We start from the raw sequence: 18,438 nt of genomic DNA on the forward strand, positions 1-18,438 counted from the left end.
TATTGATAAAGCATCCCAAAAAGCAGATCAAAATAAATTTAAATTCTTAAAACCTAACCTGAATGCAGCGAAAGATAGTTGGAAAACATTAAGAGCAGATGCGTTTACATTAAAAGAAGGAATAAAAACATTAAAAATGGAAGCTTTTTCTTCAAAAAAATAGGTATATATAGATTTCTTTGCGAAGTCAGCTAAAATAATGGGGTATTATTGGAAAAATGAGAAATAATTACTTGTATTAATAAATTATAATGACAGAGGTATAATAAATATTAAATGCACCCCAATTGTTAAAAACAGTCTAACAATTGGGGTTATAGTTTCTTTATAATTAAATTTACTCTAGAAGAAAAACAAATGCTGTAATACATTATCAAAGATGGAAGTGAGAATATAAAAGATAGTATTAATAGTGATAGGTAAGGTTTTGACGTTATCCCCCCCTTATCCCCCACTTTACACCGTACGTGAGGGAGAGTAAGTAGCCAGCGAGTTACTAAAAAAGTTTAGCATTTTTCTAACTACCTCTCCTAGAACAGGGCATGACAGTTTCCGTGGCACCTAGATAATAGTTCTGCTGAATATCGAATCAGCGCCTAACATTTTCAGTTAGGAACGTGTCACACAATTATAGGATTGAAAATAAGCCGTTCCAAACGAAACGGCAGTTATTTTTAATATTTCTTCATCTGGGCTTATTAGAAAATACGCACTCAACAACAACCAAAAGGAGTAGAGGCCCTTAAGTCGAAGAAAAAGGGGGAATTATTCATAAAGACCAAGAGTCTTAATATACAAGTTGTATTTTCAAACTACATTCAAAAAGAATGGGCTTTTTCAAGTGTCTGTAGAAAAGAACCCTTTATGACGATGCATTTGTGGAATCCTTTTACAAAATCATAAAAAGAGAGCTTATTCAAGGTGCTAAAGTAAATAATACAATTGTACATAAGTAGTCTTAGGCAATTAGATTAATTTTCTTTTTGGACTCATATACCAATATTAAGTTTAATTAACATAGTCAAATGCTGAGTTATATACAAAAAAATTATTTGTCATAATTTTTTTATATAAATGTAAGGATTAAAATGTACATTTTCACTTGTTTAAGCGTGTACAAATTTAATCATTTTCTTTACTAAAATGATCTTTAATTCGATACGATTACCCTACCATGCTAACAACCGTGGCATGATGTAAGAAACGGTTGTTAGCATGGTAGGATCTTGAAAAATTTCGTCTCATGATTTGAAATTTACTTTCGTGGTTAAGATGGTACTACGCTTTTCATACCGCATATCAATGAATTGAAAAATAATTTTGCATCCTCCGGATCAATTGGTAAATATCTGATTTCAGCAATGATAAGTAATTTGTACTTTATATATTGTTTCAATTGGGATTCTAAACGACGCTCTAGTTTCGCACGCTTCAAATTTTTAAGCAAATCATGATATTTAATAAAATTTAGGTGTTGCAGAACTCATAAATATCCAAAAATGAATGCATAAAAAAATCCGTTTTCCTGGAAGAATGATAGTAACCCAAACTATCACTGGAAAGGATGTATTTACTAGTATGATAACCAATTTTGATCAAAAAAATCCATTTTACAAATTTTATTTGCGTATGTAGAAAGTTTAATCATTGGAGAAGTTCCGCCTATTACAGGTCGTCCACTCATTTATAGAAAAACTTTACGTAAATTAACCTGTCTTTTGCATCAATATCCTTTATTTCTTGTATTTTGTGACTTTCCTTTTGTTCCTCGTATCTCTACTTTTTCACGTGTAGGTAACTTGGTTTCAAAACGAAGGTATTCCATTGATTCATAAACAAACTCTTCAAGAGGTGAATTTAGGTTTGATTCCCTGTGTTTTAATCGATAGTATGGCCTTACGGAGGAGTTTATACGATTCTCAAACAAAGAATAGTCTACTCGTTATGGTTGGTATAAGAAATATAAAGCTCATGTCTGTTCTACACCAGATGTCGTATGCATTTACAACAGCGAACGTAAAATGGTTCCTGCATTGCTTTAAGGTATGCAAAACCAAAATGCGTTGTTTCCGTTGCAGATGCTGCTTATGATAGTCAGCACGTTTATGAAATTGCACGAACATATAATATCTTTGTCATGAATCCAATTAAGTCACGGATTGGTGAATAAATTAAGAGTACACATCATTGTGTAATGTCGCATTCTATACAAACCATTTTTGGTAAGCAGCTGATGAAAGAGCGTGGCATATCGATGGCTCATATAACCATTATGCGTAGGTTCATCAATATGGGTCGGAATGATGAAAGAGTATGGAGTCACTTTAAGACAACAAATGACTCCCGGAGAGTCGATGAAACATATATCAAAATGGATGTATCTATTCGTGCAGTGGATTCTGAATACAACACAATTGATTTGTATTTCAGTGAAACAAGAGATACAAAGAATGCAAAGCGTTTCTTCAAGAAAGCTTTTTGGCCTTTTCATGTTTCTAAGCCTCGCATCATTACGGTGGATAAGAATCCGGCTTATCCTATAGCAATTGAACAGTAGAAAAAGAGAAAAACATGCCTGTCGGTATGTAATTTAGACAACAGAAGTACTGGAATAATGTAGTGGAGCAAGATCATCGTTTTATCAAGAAGCGAGTTCGTTCTATGTTAGGATTGAAGTTACTTCGTACAGCTACTTTAATTTTAAGTGGCATCGAAGCTATGCACATGATCAAAAAACAAATTGATTTACGAGATCATTATGTCCAAAACTTTTGAAAAGAAGTTACTAATAGTATGTAGTTTCTTGTTGCCCCTTATATATATCATTTAATTGTTTCAAAAGGTTTTTCAAATATATATTAGACTCGATTGTACAAATTTTGTTTTAAATATAACTGTTTCAAATTTATATATATTGTTGGTAATTTAAAGATTGATAAATAATATTTATCTTTATTTTAGATAGACTTAAATTCGAGTAAACGAAAATATATTAAATGAAGAATATATAACTCATCTTTTTTTTGTTTATTTTAAGAGTTAGATATAAATAATTCTTTGAATTTCACGCCGGAAAAATTTTCAATTAATTAGTCATACTCTAATGGGATTTTTATTACAGCTTTAGGACTGACTACATCTCCTATCATGAGGATTAGTAGATGTGTATGCATCTGGAACTTGAAAATTATAAAAATATAGGTATGGATATGCTGGTATTAGAGGTGTATGGGAAAGAGATTCACTTAGTTTTATATTACTTTGGCTAACCTTTGTATAAAGAGTATATAGATGTGGTATTAAATCGTTGGTACTTCTAAACAGCTACATACTTAGATTGAAGAGGTTTTAGTCTACACATATAAAACGACTAAACCCCGGCTAGGTATTTAAGGTTTTGTTACATAAAATTCATATCTCCTGGAAGAGCTTGTAAAAAATTTAGAGTTAATAAGTTTTGAATTTCTTGAGAGAATAGTTCTAATTATTATATACAAAAAATGGTGATATAAAGACATCATTTCCTATAATTTTGGAGAAAGAACTTATGATTTTTTTAACTGGATATTGATGTGATCATCCTCATTAGGAATTATAGTTTTAATATAAGTAATTATTGTAATTAGTTTTTATATTTGTATAATCTTAATATAAAGAAATAAAAATTTTTATATAGTGTGAGGGGAAGAGTATGAAATGCAGATAAAAGCAGTTACTATAGAAGAAATCTATCAGGAGATATTGGATGGAAAAAGAAGTAGATTCCCATCCAATACTTGGAGGTGGGATGAGAATAATGAAATGGCTAAAAGAGTAACAAGATATTTATTAACCGAAATTTTAAATTGGAACGAAGAAGAGATAAAGCAAAATTGGAATGTCTCTTTAATTGCAAAATATCGATTACGTGGAGTATTGCAGCATAGATATGAAAATAGTCCGTATGCAATGATTAATGATTTATACCCTAATCAATTTAAGGAATGGGAATTCAAAATGACTCCATTAAATTTTTGGACGAAAAATAAGGCTTTACAATTATTAAAATGGACAATTGAAGAAAAAGAAAAATTATTACCAAAAAAAATTTTACGAATTTATGGGCAAAAGTGGTTGAAGGAACAAAAACTAAGTACGCCATTAAGGGTATTTTGGGATGGGAGTCCATATGCGATGATTAATGATTTATATCCGAATGTATTTAAGGAATGGCAATTTACTAAATCCCCTAATAAATTTTGGACGAAAGAAAAAGCATTACAAGCATTAAAATGGACAATTGAAGAAAAAGAAAAATTAGATCTGGAAGAATTGAGAAATATTTACGGGGGAAAATGGCTAATTCAATCTGGATTGAAAGGCGCTTGTCAATTATGTTGGGAGGATAGCCCGTATGCAATGATTAATGATTTATATCCCAATCAATTTAAGGAATGGGAATTTAAGATGACTCCTAATGGTTTTTGGACAAAGGAAAAAGCACTAGATGCATTACGGTGGACAATTGAAGAAAGAGAAAAGTTAACAGATGAACAATTACTACAAAAATATACAATTAGATGGATAAAAAGTCATAGGTTATGGACACCATTAATGAAATATTGGAATGGAAGTCCATACGCAATGATTAATGATTTATATCCAAATAAATATTTGAAGAATTCATTCAGAGGCTATGTAAATAAGTCTTAAGTAATTCGTTTATACATTTAAAAATCAAAAAAGGTTTCAGATTGTTTGGAAATACGTTATCAACTATAGACAGTATAAAGATAAAATTTTAGATATCTTTAATTACTTAGCTCGGTTTTGTTGGTAGAATTCTTTTGCTCACGTCTCGTAGCTGGATACAGAATAAAATTTAGCTTATTAAATTGGATGAGTTAAATTTCGAGAATTTTCCCGCTGAATTGTAAAACTTTGTTAAGGACATAACAAAAAGCTGTTATATCTGAGTTCACAGTATTTTTAGCGATGAAATTTCCATTGATTAATTTATAAGATAGCCCATATTTTATTGGACCTATGGCCTATTTTTATGATTTAGCCGTACGTTTACACGCGTCTTAAGTAAAGAACTACTTCAAGACTTATTACCATCTATCTTATAAATACGATGGTATCATAAATGTAAAGCGCTTACAACAAGGGAATAAAAAGAATTTATGAAAATTCTTTTTTTGATTTATGTCATTTTATAAAAATGTATCAAAATATCAAGAAAATAATTCATTTCCATTACTTTATTTATTGTATTTACTTTTGATTGTATATTTTTAATGTCTTTTATACGATTCAAGTTATACATACTAATTCAATAGACACAAATATTCTATTGAATTAGTAATTGTATTCATATTTGTCAAAAACAATTGTGAAATATGTAACTAATATTTTACAATTGTGGTACCAGGAGTCTAGATATAGCAATGTTAAAGAATAGTTTAAGATTTATGCACCATGAATGTAAAAATACTACATTGTTATATTAAATTTAATAATTACTTGATTTTTATTATTCTTACACATAACATTTAAGTAAATACTTAAATGTTATTGGGGGGAGGATTTTTATTGAATGATCTTTTTAAAGCTTTAGCAGATCCAACAAGAAGGAAAATATTAGATTTGTTAAAGGAGAGAGATCTTACTGCCGGAGAAATAGCTTCTCATTTCAATATGTCAAAGCCCAGTATTTCTCAACATCTTAACATTCTGAAACAATCAAATTTAGTTAAAAATCGAAAAGAAGGGAAGTATGTCTATTACACATTAAATACAACCGTTGTTCAGGATATTTTGAATTGGCTTATAAGTATTAAAATCGGGGAGGAAAATAAATAATGAGGAAAAAAACATGTTCATATCTTATTATTATGATTAGTTTAGTGGTAAGTTTCATATCTTATTTTAAATTAGGGGATGAGAAGATATGGATTCTAAGCATTATGCCCACGATAATGCTTATTTCAAATGTAATATTTAATATATTAGTGAAAAATACATTATTAACTGAGGGAAACCTAGAAAATCAACTTGATTTAAGAATCATTTCTAATGCAATGTTAATGTTGTTATGTATTATTCATTTAGTAATTGTAAGTACTGAGTTTGGATATACTATTACTTTTGAATTAGTAGTGGGTATAGCAACTGGTATATTCATTATGGTTTTATCTAACTTTATGCAGCGAGTAGAACAAAATTATATATACGGAATAAGAACCCCTTGGACATTAAAGAATAAGGAAGTATGGAGATTAACTAATCGATTCTCTGCAAAAATCTTTTTTATTACAGGTTTAATGATAATACTATTATCAATTTTAACCCCGAAATTTGTAATTTTAAGTATGATTAGTCTTGTGGCAATTGCTGCTTTAATATCTGTGTTTTCTTCATATATATTTTTTAGGAAAATTGAGAATAAAAATATACAAAGTTGATTACAAGTAAAATAATATAAAGAACTCAAAAGATGATCTATAATAATAGGTCATCTTTTTTTGTGAAATGAAAGGGCTATTAATTTTACAATTAATAGCGTAGAAAACTATAATTTGGATTTTATGAAAAAATGTATTAATTTTTAAAAAAATGTGAATTAAATCACCATACTTCCAAGGAAATTATATCCAATAGTGTAATTTATTTTAGATGCAGTTTGTTTAGTGTGGGGAAATTAGGCTTAGTAATTGTAAAACATAATATTTTATAAAATTAATATACTATTTGTGATAAATTTGTGAAATTTTGTGTCTAAAGATATCATTCAGTGTGTAGCAAATAATCTGTATATAAAAATTAAAAGAGTTACAATGTTGTATCAATTAATTAATTAGCTACTTAATTAATTGTTCTTATTATAGTTATTAAATTTGGAGGGGTATATGAAACGGTTATACGGTTCTACGCTTGTTTTAACAGGAATTTTTATTTTTATTTTATTTCTGATGGGATCTCAAAATAGCTTACCTAAAAATCCTATAAGTAATTTAAAGAGTTTTACTGTAATGAAAATTTTCCCACAAGGATGGGGGTTTTTTAGTAAGCCACCTCGTGATGATTATACATTTATTTTAGATGAGAATGGAGAATCTGCTGTGGGTTGGCCAAATAACACTATCAAAAATGCATTTGGTATAAATCGTGGTGGTAGATCACAGGGGATTGAAATGGGATTACTAGTGGCACAAGTACAAAAAGAAAAATTCAATAAATGTGACGAAGATATTGATATATGTGTTAAAAAAACACATGAAAGAGTGAAGGTCAAAAATCCAACACCTAAACCAATTTTATGTGGGGATTATACACTAGTAACAAGAAAAGTAGTACCTTGGGCCTGGGCAGGAATTACATCGCCTTCAGAAATGTCTTCGGAATTTGTAAAGGTGGAATCAATATGTTCAAAAAAATAAATAGTTTTGCTTATAATTGGGCGATTTCTAATAATCCTTGGACTAGTGTTTATGGAGTAGCCAGGTCGTTAATAGCCTTATCTACCTTAGTTACTTTAATTTTTAATGATGTTTCTACATTATTCAGGCCTGTTGCGGGGGTAGAAGAATTTCCAGCATGCTCAATTTATTCAATTAGTATATTTTGCCTAGCTTCTGGTTCATATTTAGGGCTATTTAAGTGGTTAGCAGTTTTGATTTTACTATTAGTTGCTTCTGGATGGAGACCAAGGTACACAGGTGTTTTACATTGGTGGGTTGCGTCTTCAATTCAAAATACAGCTATAACTCTTGATGGCGGTGAACAAGTCGCAACTGTGCTGACTTTGTTACTAATCCCAGTCACATTATTAGATAAGAGAAAATGGCATTGGGAGACTGGTTTAAAAGAAACAACATCCAATTCTCAATTGCATTTTAGAATAATATCTTTAGTCTTTTTAGTTGCTGTAAAGATACAAATGTCTTTCATCTACTTCCAAGCAGCAATTATTAGATTGAAGAATCCTGAATGGCTAGATGGAACAGCAGTATATTACTATTTTAGTGATCCTATGCTGGGGTTGAATAGCACCTTAGCGAATCTTATAAATCCATTACTGGCATCACCTTTTGTTTTTTTCATAACTTGGGGTACTACAATTATAGAACTGTTTTTAGCAGCTTCTCTAATTGGTTCAAATAAATATTGGAAAATATATCTTTACTCAGGTGTGTTATTACATGCTGGTATTGCTATAGTTTTAGGATTACATAGCTTTTCGATAATTATGTGTGCAGGTTTAATTTTGTCCTATTATCCATTAAATAGAGAATTTAAATTTATATCAAAGTTAAATTCTCTTAAGACTAAAAGTGAAAAGGACATTTTAGATAAGAAAAAATTTGTATCTTAATAGTGGTTATCACCGACTTATTCTATAAAAAGGGAGAAATAAAATGAAGAAAATTGTAGCATCATTGATGAGTTTTGCTCTTTTAATGGGCGTAATGTTTCAAGGAAGTATGCAGGCTAAAGCCGCTGTAACAGAGGCAAGTGTAAAAGTTTTTTCTGGTGAAGAATTATTTAAAGGATTATTCTTTGGACAAGGAAAAGTGGCAGAAAAATTACCTAATTTCTATTCTAAGGAGTTAAGAAAAGCTACAAATACTCCTGAGATGGAAAAACAAGCTAATGATTTAGTGGGAAAAGTTAAAGAAAAAGATGCTTCTTATCTAGCAGAGTTAGAAGCTGCGGTTTATTCTAATAATCCTCAAAAAATTGAAAAAGCCTTAAATAAAGGTGGAGAAATTTTAACAGATATTACTAAAGATATGGGCGTTTCATCGGCTAGCCTAGAAGTGGCTGAAGATGGGACTGGAACTGGGCGTTGTGCAGTTCTTGGATTAGTTGCAATTTATTACGCTGCAGTAGTGGCTCAAGTAGCTGCAGGTGCAGTATATGTTGCTGGCGCTGCAGTGTATTTAGCTACAGCAGCTGTTAATACATGGGGTAAATCTATGAATGGTGATAACCTATCTAATGATTTATTGGTACACGATATCGTTGTAAATCTTTAATTTCTAATTTTTGGCAAACAATACAAATGAGTTTAAGTCGGTTGAGATAATAAATGAAACAGTTGTTAACATATGTTTAGTTGACAACTGTTTTTATAGTTTTGAATAGGTGAAGTATCGGATAATAAATCTGTATTGATGTCAATTTTATAATTTTACTGTCGTATTGGATACAGAAAGGAGACCTATATGGGAAATATTATATTATTTGATGGAGAGTGTAATTTTTGTAACCAAAGCGTACAATTTATTATTAAAAGAGACACTATTGGTAACTTTCAATACGCCTCACTTAGAGGGGATGTCGGAAGAGAATTACTAGAACGATATAATATAGATGTAAACATAGAAAGTATAGTCTTAATTAAACATAGTAAATATTATATTAAATCAGATGCTGTAATAAATATTTGTAAAGAGTTGGATTATCCTTGGAAGCTAGCAGTTTTTCTATTATTAATTCCAAAGTTTATTCGTAATTTTTTATATGATAAATTCTCCAAAAATCGATATAAGTTATTTGGAAAACGAAATACTTGTCAACTACCTCCGCCAGAAATAAGGAGAAGATTTTTAGATTAATATATATAAGAATAATTAAATGAAAAATGGGAGAACATATTTTATTTAATGTGGCTGACATTGCACATTTTACACTTCCCCCTAAAGGGGCAAGCTGACTAACATCATTGGGATTCTTGCTAACAAAGGCGAATTCCATTTCTGGTATCGCTGACGTGCAAGTTGGTGGTGTGACATCGCCACTCTCATGACAAACCGATCGATTTGTGTTTAGATGTTTAAGCGTCAGCTCCTTGATGAAACATATTATTTTACAATATCATAAATTTGGAAAACGAAATCCATATGATATCTTGTTTTTAAGGAAAAGAAAATCCTTTTAAATTAAATCCAATATATTATCCAATTTTTCGTTCTTTTTTATGTTTAAATCCTCAAATAAAACACCATTTTTTATTACTAAATTTATTTTTGATAAATTTTTGATGTTCTTTATAGGATCATCAGGTAATACTAATAAATTGGCTTTTTTTCCTACATCTATCGTACCTACTTTTTCACTAATACCTAAAATTTCTGAATTACTCTTTGTAACCAAATGAAGTGCTTTCTTTTCATTGATGCCACCAAAACGAATCATATGATCCAATTCTCGCCATAGATCATAGTGTGATACATAAGCCATTGCCGCATCATTTCCTACACCTACACTAATGTCATTATCAATTGCTTGTTGAAAACTAATCATCATATTTGTATACACGATTTTTGCGTTTTCAAAAAGTACATCATTGATATTTGTTATGTTCCTGTCTAGTAATGTATAGGGGTATGCAGCTTGAAATGTTGGAATCAGTGACGTATATCCTCGTAAGGCATTTGGATTTTGCTTATAAAGAGAAATGATTTCTTCATCCATCGTAGCGCCGTGTTCAATTGTATCTACACCACCTTTTAAAGCAATCCTAACTCCTTCGGTACTTTCTACGTGTGCGGCTACCATCATGCCAATTTTATGAGCTTCTTTACAAATAGCGTATACTTCTTCTTCGGTTAACTGAATTCTTCCTGCTTCACCAATTGTCTTTGCATCTGTGACGCCACCTGTTACACAAATTTTGATCAAATCTACACCTTGGCGTACATTTTTTCGTACATTTTTCACACCCTCCCAAGGACCGTCTGTTTCTAGGGCCAAATATGGTGCCCCATGCCCACCTGTGGCACTAATAAAGAAACCGGAAACTATTAGGTCTGGACCAATCAATTTTTCATTTTGTATATCATCACGCAATTTCACATCTTGATAGAAAAATTCGCCAACAGAGCGAAGTGTAGTTATACCAGATTGAAATGAGACTAGAGCATTTTTTTCATTCTATTGTAAATAAATTTCTTTCCTAATTTTGTATCTAATAACTTAATTCCAAAATTTAATACTTCTTCACTAAAAGATAGTCCTGTAGGGCTTCCATCAGAAAATAAATGTGCATGTGCATTTATGAGTCCGGGCATAACAAACTGATTTTTTATATCAATTTGTTCATATTCCTTAGGAATAATTATATTTTGACGGTTTTCAATTTTTTCTATAATACCAAGATTATTAACTAGAATAACCATATCTTTTTCAATTTCTCGATTCATGTCGCCGTTTATAATAGTGCAATTAAGTAATGCCGTTTTCTTTTTCATATAATTATCATCCTCAATTTAAAAGTAAATTAATAATTTATTTAAATAAAAAACTATATTATTTTTCGCTTACTACATCTTCTCCTAATCATCCCTGAACTATACTCAATGTTTTATCGTTTTCCGACAGAAGACTCCTTCCTCAAAAGTGTTAAGGTGTGAAACACCAATTTTAGGTGGGAGATGAATGTCGGTTGGTATAAGCCAACATGTTTGCTACCATAGACTTGTACAGATTGCTCTTTGAAAACTGAAGATATGAGGTTGGTTGTAGAAAAACGTTGCAACCGTAAAATCTTCAACGTTCTTTCGCCCCACGTTTACTGAAGTTGCGAAAACCAAGCTAAAGTAGGAAGCGTGGTGAGTCAACGTATAAGATACTTATGTTTTCACCGTAGGGACTACGGGCATAGCCTGCTAAGATAACCGGTGGATACATCGGTGTTCGCAGGAATCTCCCACTTCAAAAAGTCTGTAAGAATATTAAGTGGTGAGTAGTTCAAAGTGGTTTTTATATAAACACAAACAATGGTTAGTATATTAAAGAGAAGAATGTAGGTCGGTACTAATAAATGTTGAAAGTGATTGTACAGAATTTTTGAAAGTGATTATACGCATTTCTTTTATTTTCTAATTTATCCTTTTCTAAATAGCCCTAATACCTCTGTTGATTCTGTAATATTTACAAAAGCATGTGGATCGACTTCAGAAATTATAGTTTTTATTCTAGCTAGCTCTACTCGTGAGATTACAGTCATTAATATATATTTTTTTTCATTTGAGTATGCCCCTTTCTCACTTAATAAAGTTACCCCATGTGCAAAGTTAGAAAGAAAGTTTTCTTTCATTTTTTCTACATGAGTTGTTACAATCATTAGAGTAATTTTTTGGTGTTTTGTGTGAATCATATCTATGACTTTCCCTGTAATAAAAATAGATACTAAACTGTATAAGGCAATATCCCAATTGAAGAAAAATCCAGAGATAATAACGACAATAGTATTAAGTACGATTAGGAATTTTCCAAGCTGAATATCTTTTTTTCGTGAAAGCAATATACCGATAATATCAAATCCACCTGTTGACCCATTGCAATTGAATACAAGTCCAATACCTATACCAGCAATAACGCCACCAAACAATGAAGAAAGGAGTACGTCGTTTGTCACTACATGTATTGGAATAGCATATAATGCTGTCGAAAATGTGATAACTGATAAAATTGTATACCCTATGAATTTTTTTCAAGTCTAATATAACCTAATATTATGATAAATAAATTTAAAAGGAAATTAACTGATCCAGTATTAAAGGGTGTTAAAATTCCAATAATGATTGCAATTCCACTAATACCACTGCTTAAAACTTTGTGGGGGATTAGGAAGAGATTAAATGAAAGTGCTGCAATGAAAGAACCAAAATTTTCACTTATCTCAAAACTTTAGAGGTAATTAAAATAAAAAGCATTTGATTAGGTTCAAAAACTAATAATAGGTTATCTGCTTATTGGAAGTAATTTATGCTATCACCCATTCTAATAGTAATGTTTTTACCTTGACTTAATATTAAACAAAATTAATAATTAATAGAAATACCTAAAAAGTGTCTTATTAATACCTTTTAGGTATAAGTACTAGGGAGGAGGAATGATAAATGGAATTAAGACACATTCGATATTTTCTGGTTCTTGCAGAGGAACTGAACTTTAGTCGAGCTGCGGAAAAATTACATATTGCCCAACCACCTCTTAGTAAGCAAATTAAAGAATTAGAAGAGGAAATTGGTGCTAAATTATTTAATAGGACAAAACGGCATGTGGAGTTAACTAATGCTGGGCAGGTATTTCTGGATAAAGCTTATCAAATCCTTGATCAAGTTGAACAAGCATGCATCAGCACAAGATTAACTTCTACCGGGACTGAAGGTGAACTTGTAATAGGATTCAGTGGATCAGTACAAGATCTTATCCAAACTATTCAAAGATACCGGGAAAGATATCCTAAAGTTGGAATCGTATTACAACAACTTAGTACACCTATTCAAGTTAAAAATTTAATTGAAAAAAAATTTGATATAGGAATTTTAGCTGCACCAATAAGTAGTAGTAAAATACATGTAAGGCCAGTCAAAAAGGTGTCATTTAAGGCTATTATTCCTGAAAAACATCCTCTTGCGCTCAAACAATCAATTTATATTCATGATTTGCAAAATGAACCTTTTATTATGGCAACTAGATCAGCGGCGCCATTTTATTATGATACGTTTATGAACCTGTTTCAAAATGTTGGTTTCGCACCGAAAATAACCGTCCAGGCAAATGATCTACAAACGGTTTCAGCATTAGTCGCAAATGGGATGGGGGTAGCATTATTACCTTCATCAATTAATCCATTAAATGGATTAATACAACGGAAAGTTGAGGATATAAATACTGAAATTGAGGCGTCACTTGCTTGGCGAAAAGACAATAAATCGGAAATATTAGAAAAATTTTTGGGGTTATATTTTGAATTTAATAATAATGGTGATGAGTTTATAAAATAGGTGATTTTTAGATATAATTAAGTTTGTTTTTGGTCTAAGTTTAAGCTTTACAGACTTTATCATTTTAGCCAAGAAGACTCCTTCCTCAAGGAACGCGAAGTGAGTAGGTGGGAGATGAATTGGCTTTGAACAAGGGATGGCAAGGAGCCATCTTAATTGTTCGACATACATAAATTGTTACTTCACTATCCATCGAATGTACGTTTGGTGTATAATAGTCATATACCGAAATGGAGGTGAATTAAATGATAATTAATAAAGCCTATAAGTTTCGTATCTATCCAAATCAAGCACAAGCAATTCTAATTAACAAAACGATAGGTTGTTCTCGTTTTGTATTCAATCATTTCCTATCCCTATGGGATCACGCATTTAAAGAGACAGGAAAAGGTTTGACATATGGTACATGCTCTGCCAAGCTTCCTGCCATGAAGAAAGAGTTTGTTTGGCTAAAAGAAGTGGACAGTATTGCGATTCAGTCGTCTGTTCGCAACCTTGCGGATGCGTATACACGCTTTTTCAAAAAACAAACAGCGCCCCGCGCTTTAGATATAAGAAGAATAACGTACAATCGTATACCACAAAACAAACAAATGAAAACATTGCCGTTGTAGGAAACAAAATAAAATTGCCAAAACTAGGTCTTGTTCGATTTGCCAAAAGTCGTGAAATAACGGGACGTATTGTAAATGCTACAGTTAGACGGAATCCTTCTGGCAGATACTTTGTATCATTGTTAGTCGAAACAGAAGTACAAGAACTTCCGAAAACAAGTTCTTACATTGGAATGGATGTAGGACTAAAAAATTTCGCCATTATGTCAGATGGAACAACTTATAAAAACCCAGAATTTTTTCGAGTATTAGAAGAGAAATTGGCGAAAGCACAGCGTGTCCTTTCTAGAAGAATGAAAGGATCTTCTCGTTGGAATAAACAACGAGTAAAGGTAGCTAGAATTCATGAATACATATCAAACTCTAGAAAAGATTACTTGGACAAAATTTCAACTGAAATCATCAAAAACCACGATGTTATCGGTATAGAGGATTTGCAAGTATCGAATATGTTAAAGAATCATAAGTTAGCAAAAGCAATTAGTGAAGTATCCTGGTCACAGTTTCGAACCATGTTAGAATACAAAGCAAAATGGTACGGAAAACAAGTCATTGTCGTATCGAAAACATTTGCTTCCAGCCAACTATGTTCTTGTTGTGGATATCAAAATAAAGACGTTAAGAATCTAAACCTACGTACATGGGTTTGCCCTTCATGTCAAACACATCATGATAGGGATATTAACGCAAGTATCAATCTAAAGCATGAAGCGATAAGGCTTCTAACCGCAAGGACTGCGGAGATAGCCTAATCAATTAGAGTTCGATAGAACCCTTTACTTAGGAATCCCCCACTTCTAAACGAAGTGAAAGTGGGGATAGTTCAACTTAAAGAGGTAGTTTGAAATCAAGCTACGGTTTTCAAGGATGTGGAGAAGGTATTTTCCACATCCTTATTTTTTTGGAATAATTTGTTTTTGTGTGTTAAAGAGAGGAACAGGAGAGATTTCTTATGGAAATTTATATGAAAAATATAGGGGAATTGTGTATTAGTTTTGTACAATAAAAACCGCACCAAATTTGATTGAAGAGGGGGATGTCCGTATTATTGTGGAAATAATGGGCGTCAGTCTACTCATCTTATTATTTTGTTTAACAGTTGCATTCAAAAGCTATGCAATTAATTATATTCTCGCTCTGTTTAAAAAAGTAAAGGTGTAATCAGTCCAATCTTTTGAATGAATTTGTGCAAAGAGAAATGGTCGTAGTAAAAGGGATATAACGAAAAGTATCAACTTGCTAAAAATGGACATGTAATTGAAAAAGTTAATTGCATTATTTTATGAATATATAATTATTATAATAATTCGTTATATTGTAACATTTAACAGTTAACCAGGTGAAAAAACATGGTAAAATTTAACTGTAAGAAAATCTAAATTATAAATGGGGGAAGCGTTATGAAAGTTATTAAATCGAAATCATTAGTAAAACAATGTACAAGTATTGCTTTGGCAGGTGTAATTGGGGTTAGTGGTTTAGGTGCTTTCGGATCAAGTGTAAGTGCGGCTGAGAATATAAGTCATGTGAAGGAAAAACAAGTAACTCAAAATTATGACATATCAATATTGCAGTTACAAGACGCTATACAGCAAAAAAATGACCCTTTTATTAATCAAGTCAAAGTTTTTATTAATAAGCATTTTCAGGAATCAGAATTTTTGTGGGGGAAAGTTAGTAATCCATTAAAAAAAGATATAGTAGATATACTTACAGGAGATAAAAAAGATTACTCTACAAAAATTAACAAAGCCCTAATAAATCACTTTAGAGAAGTACCATCATTACTAAAACAAGCAACTCCAAAATTTAAAAGAGAAATATTACAGTTACTTAATTATTTACCGAGATAAACGAAAAAAAGTTCTACTCAATAGGAGTAGAACTTTTTTTCGTTTATCTTCAGGCTGTGGAGAAAGTCTTCTCCACAGCCTGTTTTTGTGTCTGAACCTCTTTTTATGATGGGTGCTTTAAAAAATCATCGTGATGAACGTGTGTCTGTTTCTGTAGAAGAGTTGGTTCCACAAGATCATTTCCTTCGTGCGATTGAAGCGACAATTAGTTTTGATTTTATTGAAGAGAAGTTACGCCCTTATTACTGTGAAAACAATGGATGTCCGTCAATCCATCCTATCGTTTTATTTAAAATGATGTTTATTGGATATTCTTACGGTATTCGTTCGGAGCGTCAATTGGAAAAAGAGATTAAAACGAATATCGCCTACCGTTTGTTTTTAGGGTTTTCTCTATAAGATACTATTCCAGATCATTCTACAATCAGTTGGAATCGTCGTACTCGCTTTATTCATACAAATATTTTCGAAGAAATTTTTGATGAGATTGTGAGGCAAGCGACAGAGTACCGGATGGTGGGAGGACGTGCGCTGATGACAGATTCTACGCACATTAAGGCCAATGCTAATAAAAATAAGTTTGTATATAAATATAAAAAAGAAAAGGGAAATTTTTACATAGGTGAACTAGAAGCTGCGGTAATTGAAGATCGTGAGGTACACGAAAAAAAGAATTAAAACCCAGAAAGGAAAGTGATACTCCCACTAAAAAAACTCGTATAAGTACTACGGATCCAGATAGTGGATTTTTAATGAGAGATGGAAAACCGAACGGTTTTCATTTCTTTAGACCATCGTACGACTGATGCGAAGTACAATATTATTACAGATACTTATGTAACGGCTGGAAATATGGCAGATTCCGAGCCATATTTAGCGCGCCTACAAGCTCAAATTGATAAATTCGGATTTAAAATGGAAGCAGTAGCTCTTGATGCAGGCTATTTTACAGGGTATATCTGTAAGAAATTATCGGAGAGAAATATATTTATGGTGATGGGGTATCACCGATTTGGAAAACGAAATAAGGAAGTACCAAAAAGCCAATTTAAATATGTAGAAGAAATGAATGCATTCGCTTGTCCGATGGGGTGTATTTTAGAGTATGCGACAACGGATCGTGAAGGATATCGTCACTATAAATCCAACCCAGAAGACTGCGCTGTTTGTCCGCTACGTGAGGTATGTTTTTCAAAGAAACAAAAACAAAAAGTTATCACTCATCATATATGGTAGAAATATAAGGATATCGTTAGAAAAAACAAACTAACAGTTACAGGGAAAAAGTTGTACAAAGTACGCTGTTCAACTATAGAGCGAAGCTTTGCGGACGCCAAAGAACTACATGGCTATCGATATGCTCGATTTAGGGGCTGAAGTCTGTCCAAATGCAGGATTATCTCACCGCAACTTGTCAAAACATGAAAAAAATAGCCCTCCATCTGACCAAAAATGGTCTGGTGGAGGGCTATTTTTTTGAAACTCTATTATTTTATGTTGTTTTTTCGTTTATCTTAATACACAGAAGAATCTATATTAACCAACATAGAACTAATAACAGATAAGAGATGAATATATTTGAATTTTATTAATTAAATCCAGAAAAAAATATCAGAATAGAAAATGCTTTAAGGCCTATTTGCAGTTGAATATTTATGGTATGAATATTGCCGTATTTCTTAGTATGCTAAAAATACAAGCCTGTCAATCACTTTGTTATGACTGTAAAGTAAAAGAAGGATATTGAACTATTTTATTATTTATAAGGTATTATATATACTTTGAGATTCAGAAGGTTTGAATAAGTTACGCTTTATATGCCGATATTTTGGTTCAACTAGAGTATCAAATGTGGAATATTTCTTTGCTATATAAAACCTTTACTTCTTAATCTTATATAAGCACAAAGTAAAACATAAGGGGATTTTTGAAAAAAGAGTATTATGGTCTAGTATAAAACTTGTATTTTAGAACTTTAAATATATTAAGATAATTCAAAGGGAAAAATAAAATCCAATAATTATTAAGATGGTAGTTTCTTTGGATTCGTTTCTTAAAATATCTATTTTTGATTTTCCTTTGTAAATGTCAAGATAAACATGTACATTTTCGCTTGTTTAAGCATGTACAAAATCAATCATTTTCTTTGCTAAAATGATCTTTAATTCGATAGGATTGTCCTACAATACT

Annotated in this window: 11 protein-coding genes and 7 pseudogenes; 14 read left to right on the forward strand and 4 right to left on the reverse strand. The window is 31.4% G+C overall.

From position 1 onward, the window contains the following. A pseudogene (locus tag ACS2CR_RS28480) lies at window positions 1-163 on the forward strand (hemolysin); the annotation flags it as partial. A gap of 1,001 nt (window positions 164-1,164) precedes the next feature. Here the strand turns inward: ACS2CR_RS28480 and ACS2CR_RS28485 are convergent. Beyond that, window positions 1,165-1,465, reverse strand: a pseudogene (locus ACS2CR_RS28485) (ATP-binding protein); the annotation flags it as partial. 113 nt (window positions 1,466-1,578) lie between these two features. On the opposite strand from ACS2CR_RS28485, the pseudogene ACS2CR_RS28490 reads away from it, so the two are divergent. From ACS2CR_RS28490 to ACS2CR_RS28530, 9 genes and pseudogenes are all read left to right on the forward strand, one after another. After that, a pseudogene (locus ACS2CR_RS28490) lies at window positions 1,579-2,248 on the forward strand (ISNCY family transposase); the annotation flags it as partial. After that, window positions 2,228-2,775, forward strand: a pseudogene (locus tag ACS2CR_RS28495) (IS6 family transposase); the annotation flags it as partial. The pseudogenes ACS2CR_RS28490 and ACS2CR_RS28495, both read left to right, overlap by 21 nt. A 921-nt stretch (window positions 2,776-3,696) precedes the next feature. Continuing rightward, window positions 3,697-4,692, forward strand: coding sequence for a DUF4046 domain-containing protein (locus ACS2CR_RS28500; RefSeq protein WP_015406629.1), 996 nt, complete (start codon window positions 3,697-3,699; stop codon window positions 4,690-4,692). A gap of 882 nt (window positions 4,693-5,574) precedes the next feature. Then, window positions 5,575-5,844, forward strand: a complete 270-nt coding sequence (locus ACS2CR_RS28505; RefSeq protein WP_000998670.1) for an autorepressor SdpR family transcription factor — start codon at window positions 5,575-5,577, stop codon at window positions 5,842-5,844. Continuing rightward, window positions 5,844-6,446: an SdpI family protein gene (locus ACS2CR_RS28510; protein WP_001227945.1), complete on the forward strand. Its 603-nt coding sequence runs from the start codon at window positions 5,844-5,846 to the stop codon at window positions 6,444-6,446. Before ACS2CR_RS28505 ends, ACS2CR_RS28510 begins: the two co-directional genes overlap by 1 nt. Window positions 6,447-6,890: 444 nt before the next feature. After that, window positions 6,891-7,421: an SdpA family antimicrobial peptide system protein gene (locus tag ACS2CR_RS28515; protein ID WP_000827070.1), complete on the forward strand. Its 531-nt coding sequence runs from the start codon at window positions 6,891-6,893 to the stop codon at window positions 7,419-7,421. Further along, a complete protein-coding gene (locus ACS2CR_RS28520; protein WP_000473523.1) occupies window positions 7,406-8,356 on the forward strand; it encodes a sporulation-delaying protein SdpB family protein in 951 nt (316 codons plus the stop codon). The genes ACS2CR_RS28515 and ACS2CR_RS28520 overlap by 16 nt, the downstream gene beginning before the upstream one ends. 43 nt (window positions 8,357-8,399) lie before the next feature. After that, window positions 8,400-9,020 carry a sporulation delaying protein family toxin gene (locus ACS2CR_RS28525; protein ID WP_000724589.1) on the forward strand — a complete coding sequence of 207 codons (621 nt, stop codon included), beginning with the start codon at window positions 8,400-8,402 and terminating at the stop codon, window positions 9,018-9,020. A gap of 189 nt (window positions 9,021-9,209) precedes the next feature. Continuing rightward, window positions 9,210-9,602 (forward strand): thiol-disulfide oxidoreductase DCC family protein, encoded by a 393-nt coding sequence (locus ACS2CR_RS28530; RefSeq protein WP_000526840.1) that lies wholly within the window; start codon window positions 9,210-9,212, stop codon window positions 9,600-9,602. Between the two features lie 319 nt (window positions 9,603-9,921). Here ACS2CR_RS28530 and ACS2CR_RS28535 read toward each other — a convergent pair whose 3' ends face one another. From ACS2CR_RS28535 to ACS2CR_RS28545, 3 genes and pseudogenes are all read right to left on the reverse strand, one after another. Further along, complete coding sequence (locus tag ACS2CR_RS28535) at window positions 9,922-10,836, reverse strand: amidohydrolase family protein (RefSeq protein ID WP_309567836.1); 915 nt, start codon at window positions 10,834-10,836, stop codon at window positions 9,922-9,924. 65 nt (window positions 10,837-10,901) lie between these two features. Continuing rightward, the gene (locus ACS2CR_RS28540) at window positions 10,902-11,237 is read right to left on the reverse strand and encodes a hypothetical protein (RefSeq protein ID WP_309567835.1); all 336 of its coding nucleotides are present in this window, start codon (window positions 11,235-11,237) and stop codon (window positions 10,902-10,904) included. A gap of 635 nt (window positions 11,238-11,872) precedes the next feature. After that, window positions 11,873-12,669 (reverse strand): annotated as a pseudogene (locus tag ACS2CR_RS28545) (YitT family protein). Window positions 12,670-12,890: 221 nt separating this feature from the next. Here ACS2CR_RS28545 and ACS2CR_RS28550 point away from each other — a divergent pair. The 4 genes and pseudogenes from ACS2CR_RS28550 (at window position 12,891) to ACS2CR_RS28565 (ending at window position 17,813) form a co-directional block, all read left to right on the forward strand. Continuing rightward, window positions 12,891-13,781 (forward strand): LysR substrate-binding domain-containing protein, encoded by an 891-nt coding sequence (locus ACS2CR_RS28550; RefSeq protein ID WP_153598446.1) that lies wholly within the window; start codon window positions 12,891-12,893, stop codon window positions 13,779-13,781. A gap of 245 nt (window positions 13,782-14,026) precedes the next feature. Then, window positions 14,027-15,147 (forward strand): annotated as a pseudogene (gene tnpB, locus ACS2CR_RS28555) (IS200/IS605 family element RNA-guided endonuclease TnpB). A 648-nt stretch (window positions 15,148-15,795) separates the two neighbouring features. Beyond that, window positions 15,796-16,248: a hypothetical protein gene (locus ACS2CR_RS28560; protein WP_053512220.1), complete on the forward strand. Its 453-nt coding sequence runs from the start codon at window positions 15,796-15,798 to the stop codon at window positions 16,246-16,248. 105 nt (window positions 16,249-16,353) lie between these two features. Then, window positions 16,354-17,813 (forward strand): annotated as a pseudogene (locus tag ACS2CR_RS28565) (IS1182 family transposase). The last annotated feature ends 625 nt before the right edge of the window (window positions 17,814-18,438 follow it).

This window comes from Bacillus cereus group sp. BceL291 (assembly GCF_051776705.1).
In the GTDB taxonomy this organism is placed as follows: domain Bacteria; phylum Bacillota; class Bacilli; order Bacillales; family Bacillaceae_G; genus Bacillus_A; species Bacillus_A cereus.

Excerpts from the sequence above, each read along its gene's own strand:
- ACS2CR_RS28500 (WP_015406629.1), top strand. The coding sequence starts at position 3,697 with ATGCAGATAAAAGCAGTTACTATAGAAGAAATCTATCAGGAGATATTG.
- ACS2CR_RS28540 (WP_309567835.1), bottom strand. The coding sequence starts at position 11,237 with ATGAAAAAGAAAACGGCATTACTTAATTGCACTATTATAAACGGCGAC.
- ACS2CR_RS28510 (WP_001227945.1), top strand. The coding sequence starts at position 5,844 with ATGAGGAAAAAAACATGTTCATATCTTATTATTATGATTAGTTTAGTG.
- ACS2CR_RS28530 (WP_000526840.1), top strand. The coding sequence starts at position 9,210 with ATGGGAAATATTATATTATTTGATGGAGAGTGTAATTTTTGTAACCAA.
- ACS2CR_RS28550 (WP_153598446.1), top strand. The coding sequence starts at position 12,891 with ATGGAATTAAGACACATTCGATATTTTCTGGTTCTTGCAGAGGAACTG.
- ACS2CR_RS28560 (WP_053512220.1), top strand. The coding sequence starts at position 15,796 with ATGAAAGTTATTAAATCGAAATCATTAGTAAAACAATGTACAAGTATT.
- ACS2CR_RS28515 (WP_000827070.1), top strand. The coding sequence starts at position 6,891 with ATGAAACGGTTATACGGTTCTACGCTTGTTTTAACAGGAATTTTTATT.
- ACS2CR_RS28525 (WP_000724589.1), top strand. The coding sequence starts at position 8,400 with ATGAAGAAAATTGTAGCATCATTGATGAGTTTTGCTCTTTTAATGGGC.
- ACS2CR_RS28520 (WP_000473523.1), top strand. The coding sequence starts at position 7,406 with ATGTTCAAAAAAATAAATAGTTTTGCTTATAATTGGGCGATTTCTAAT.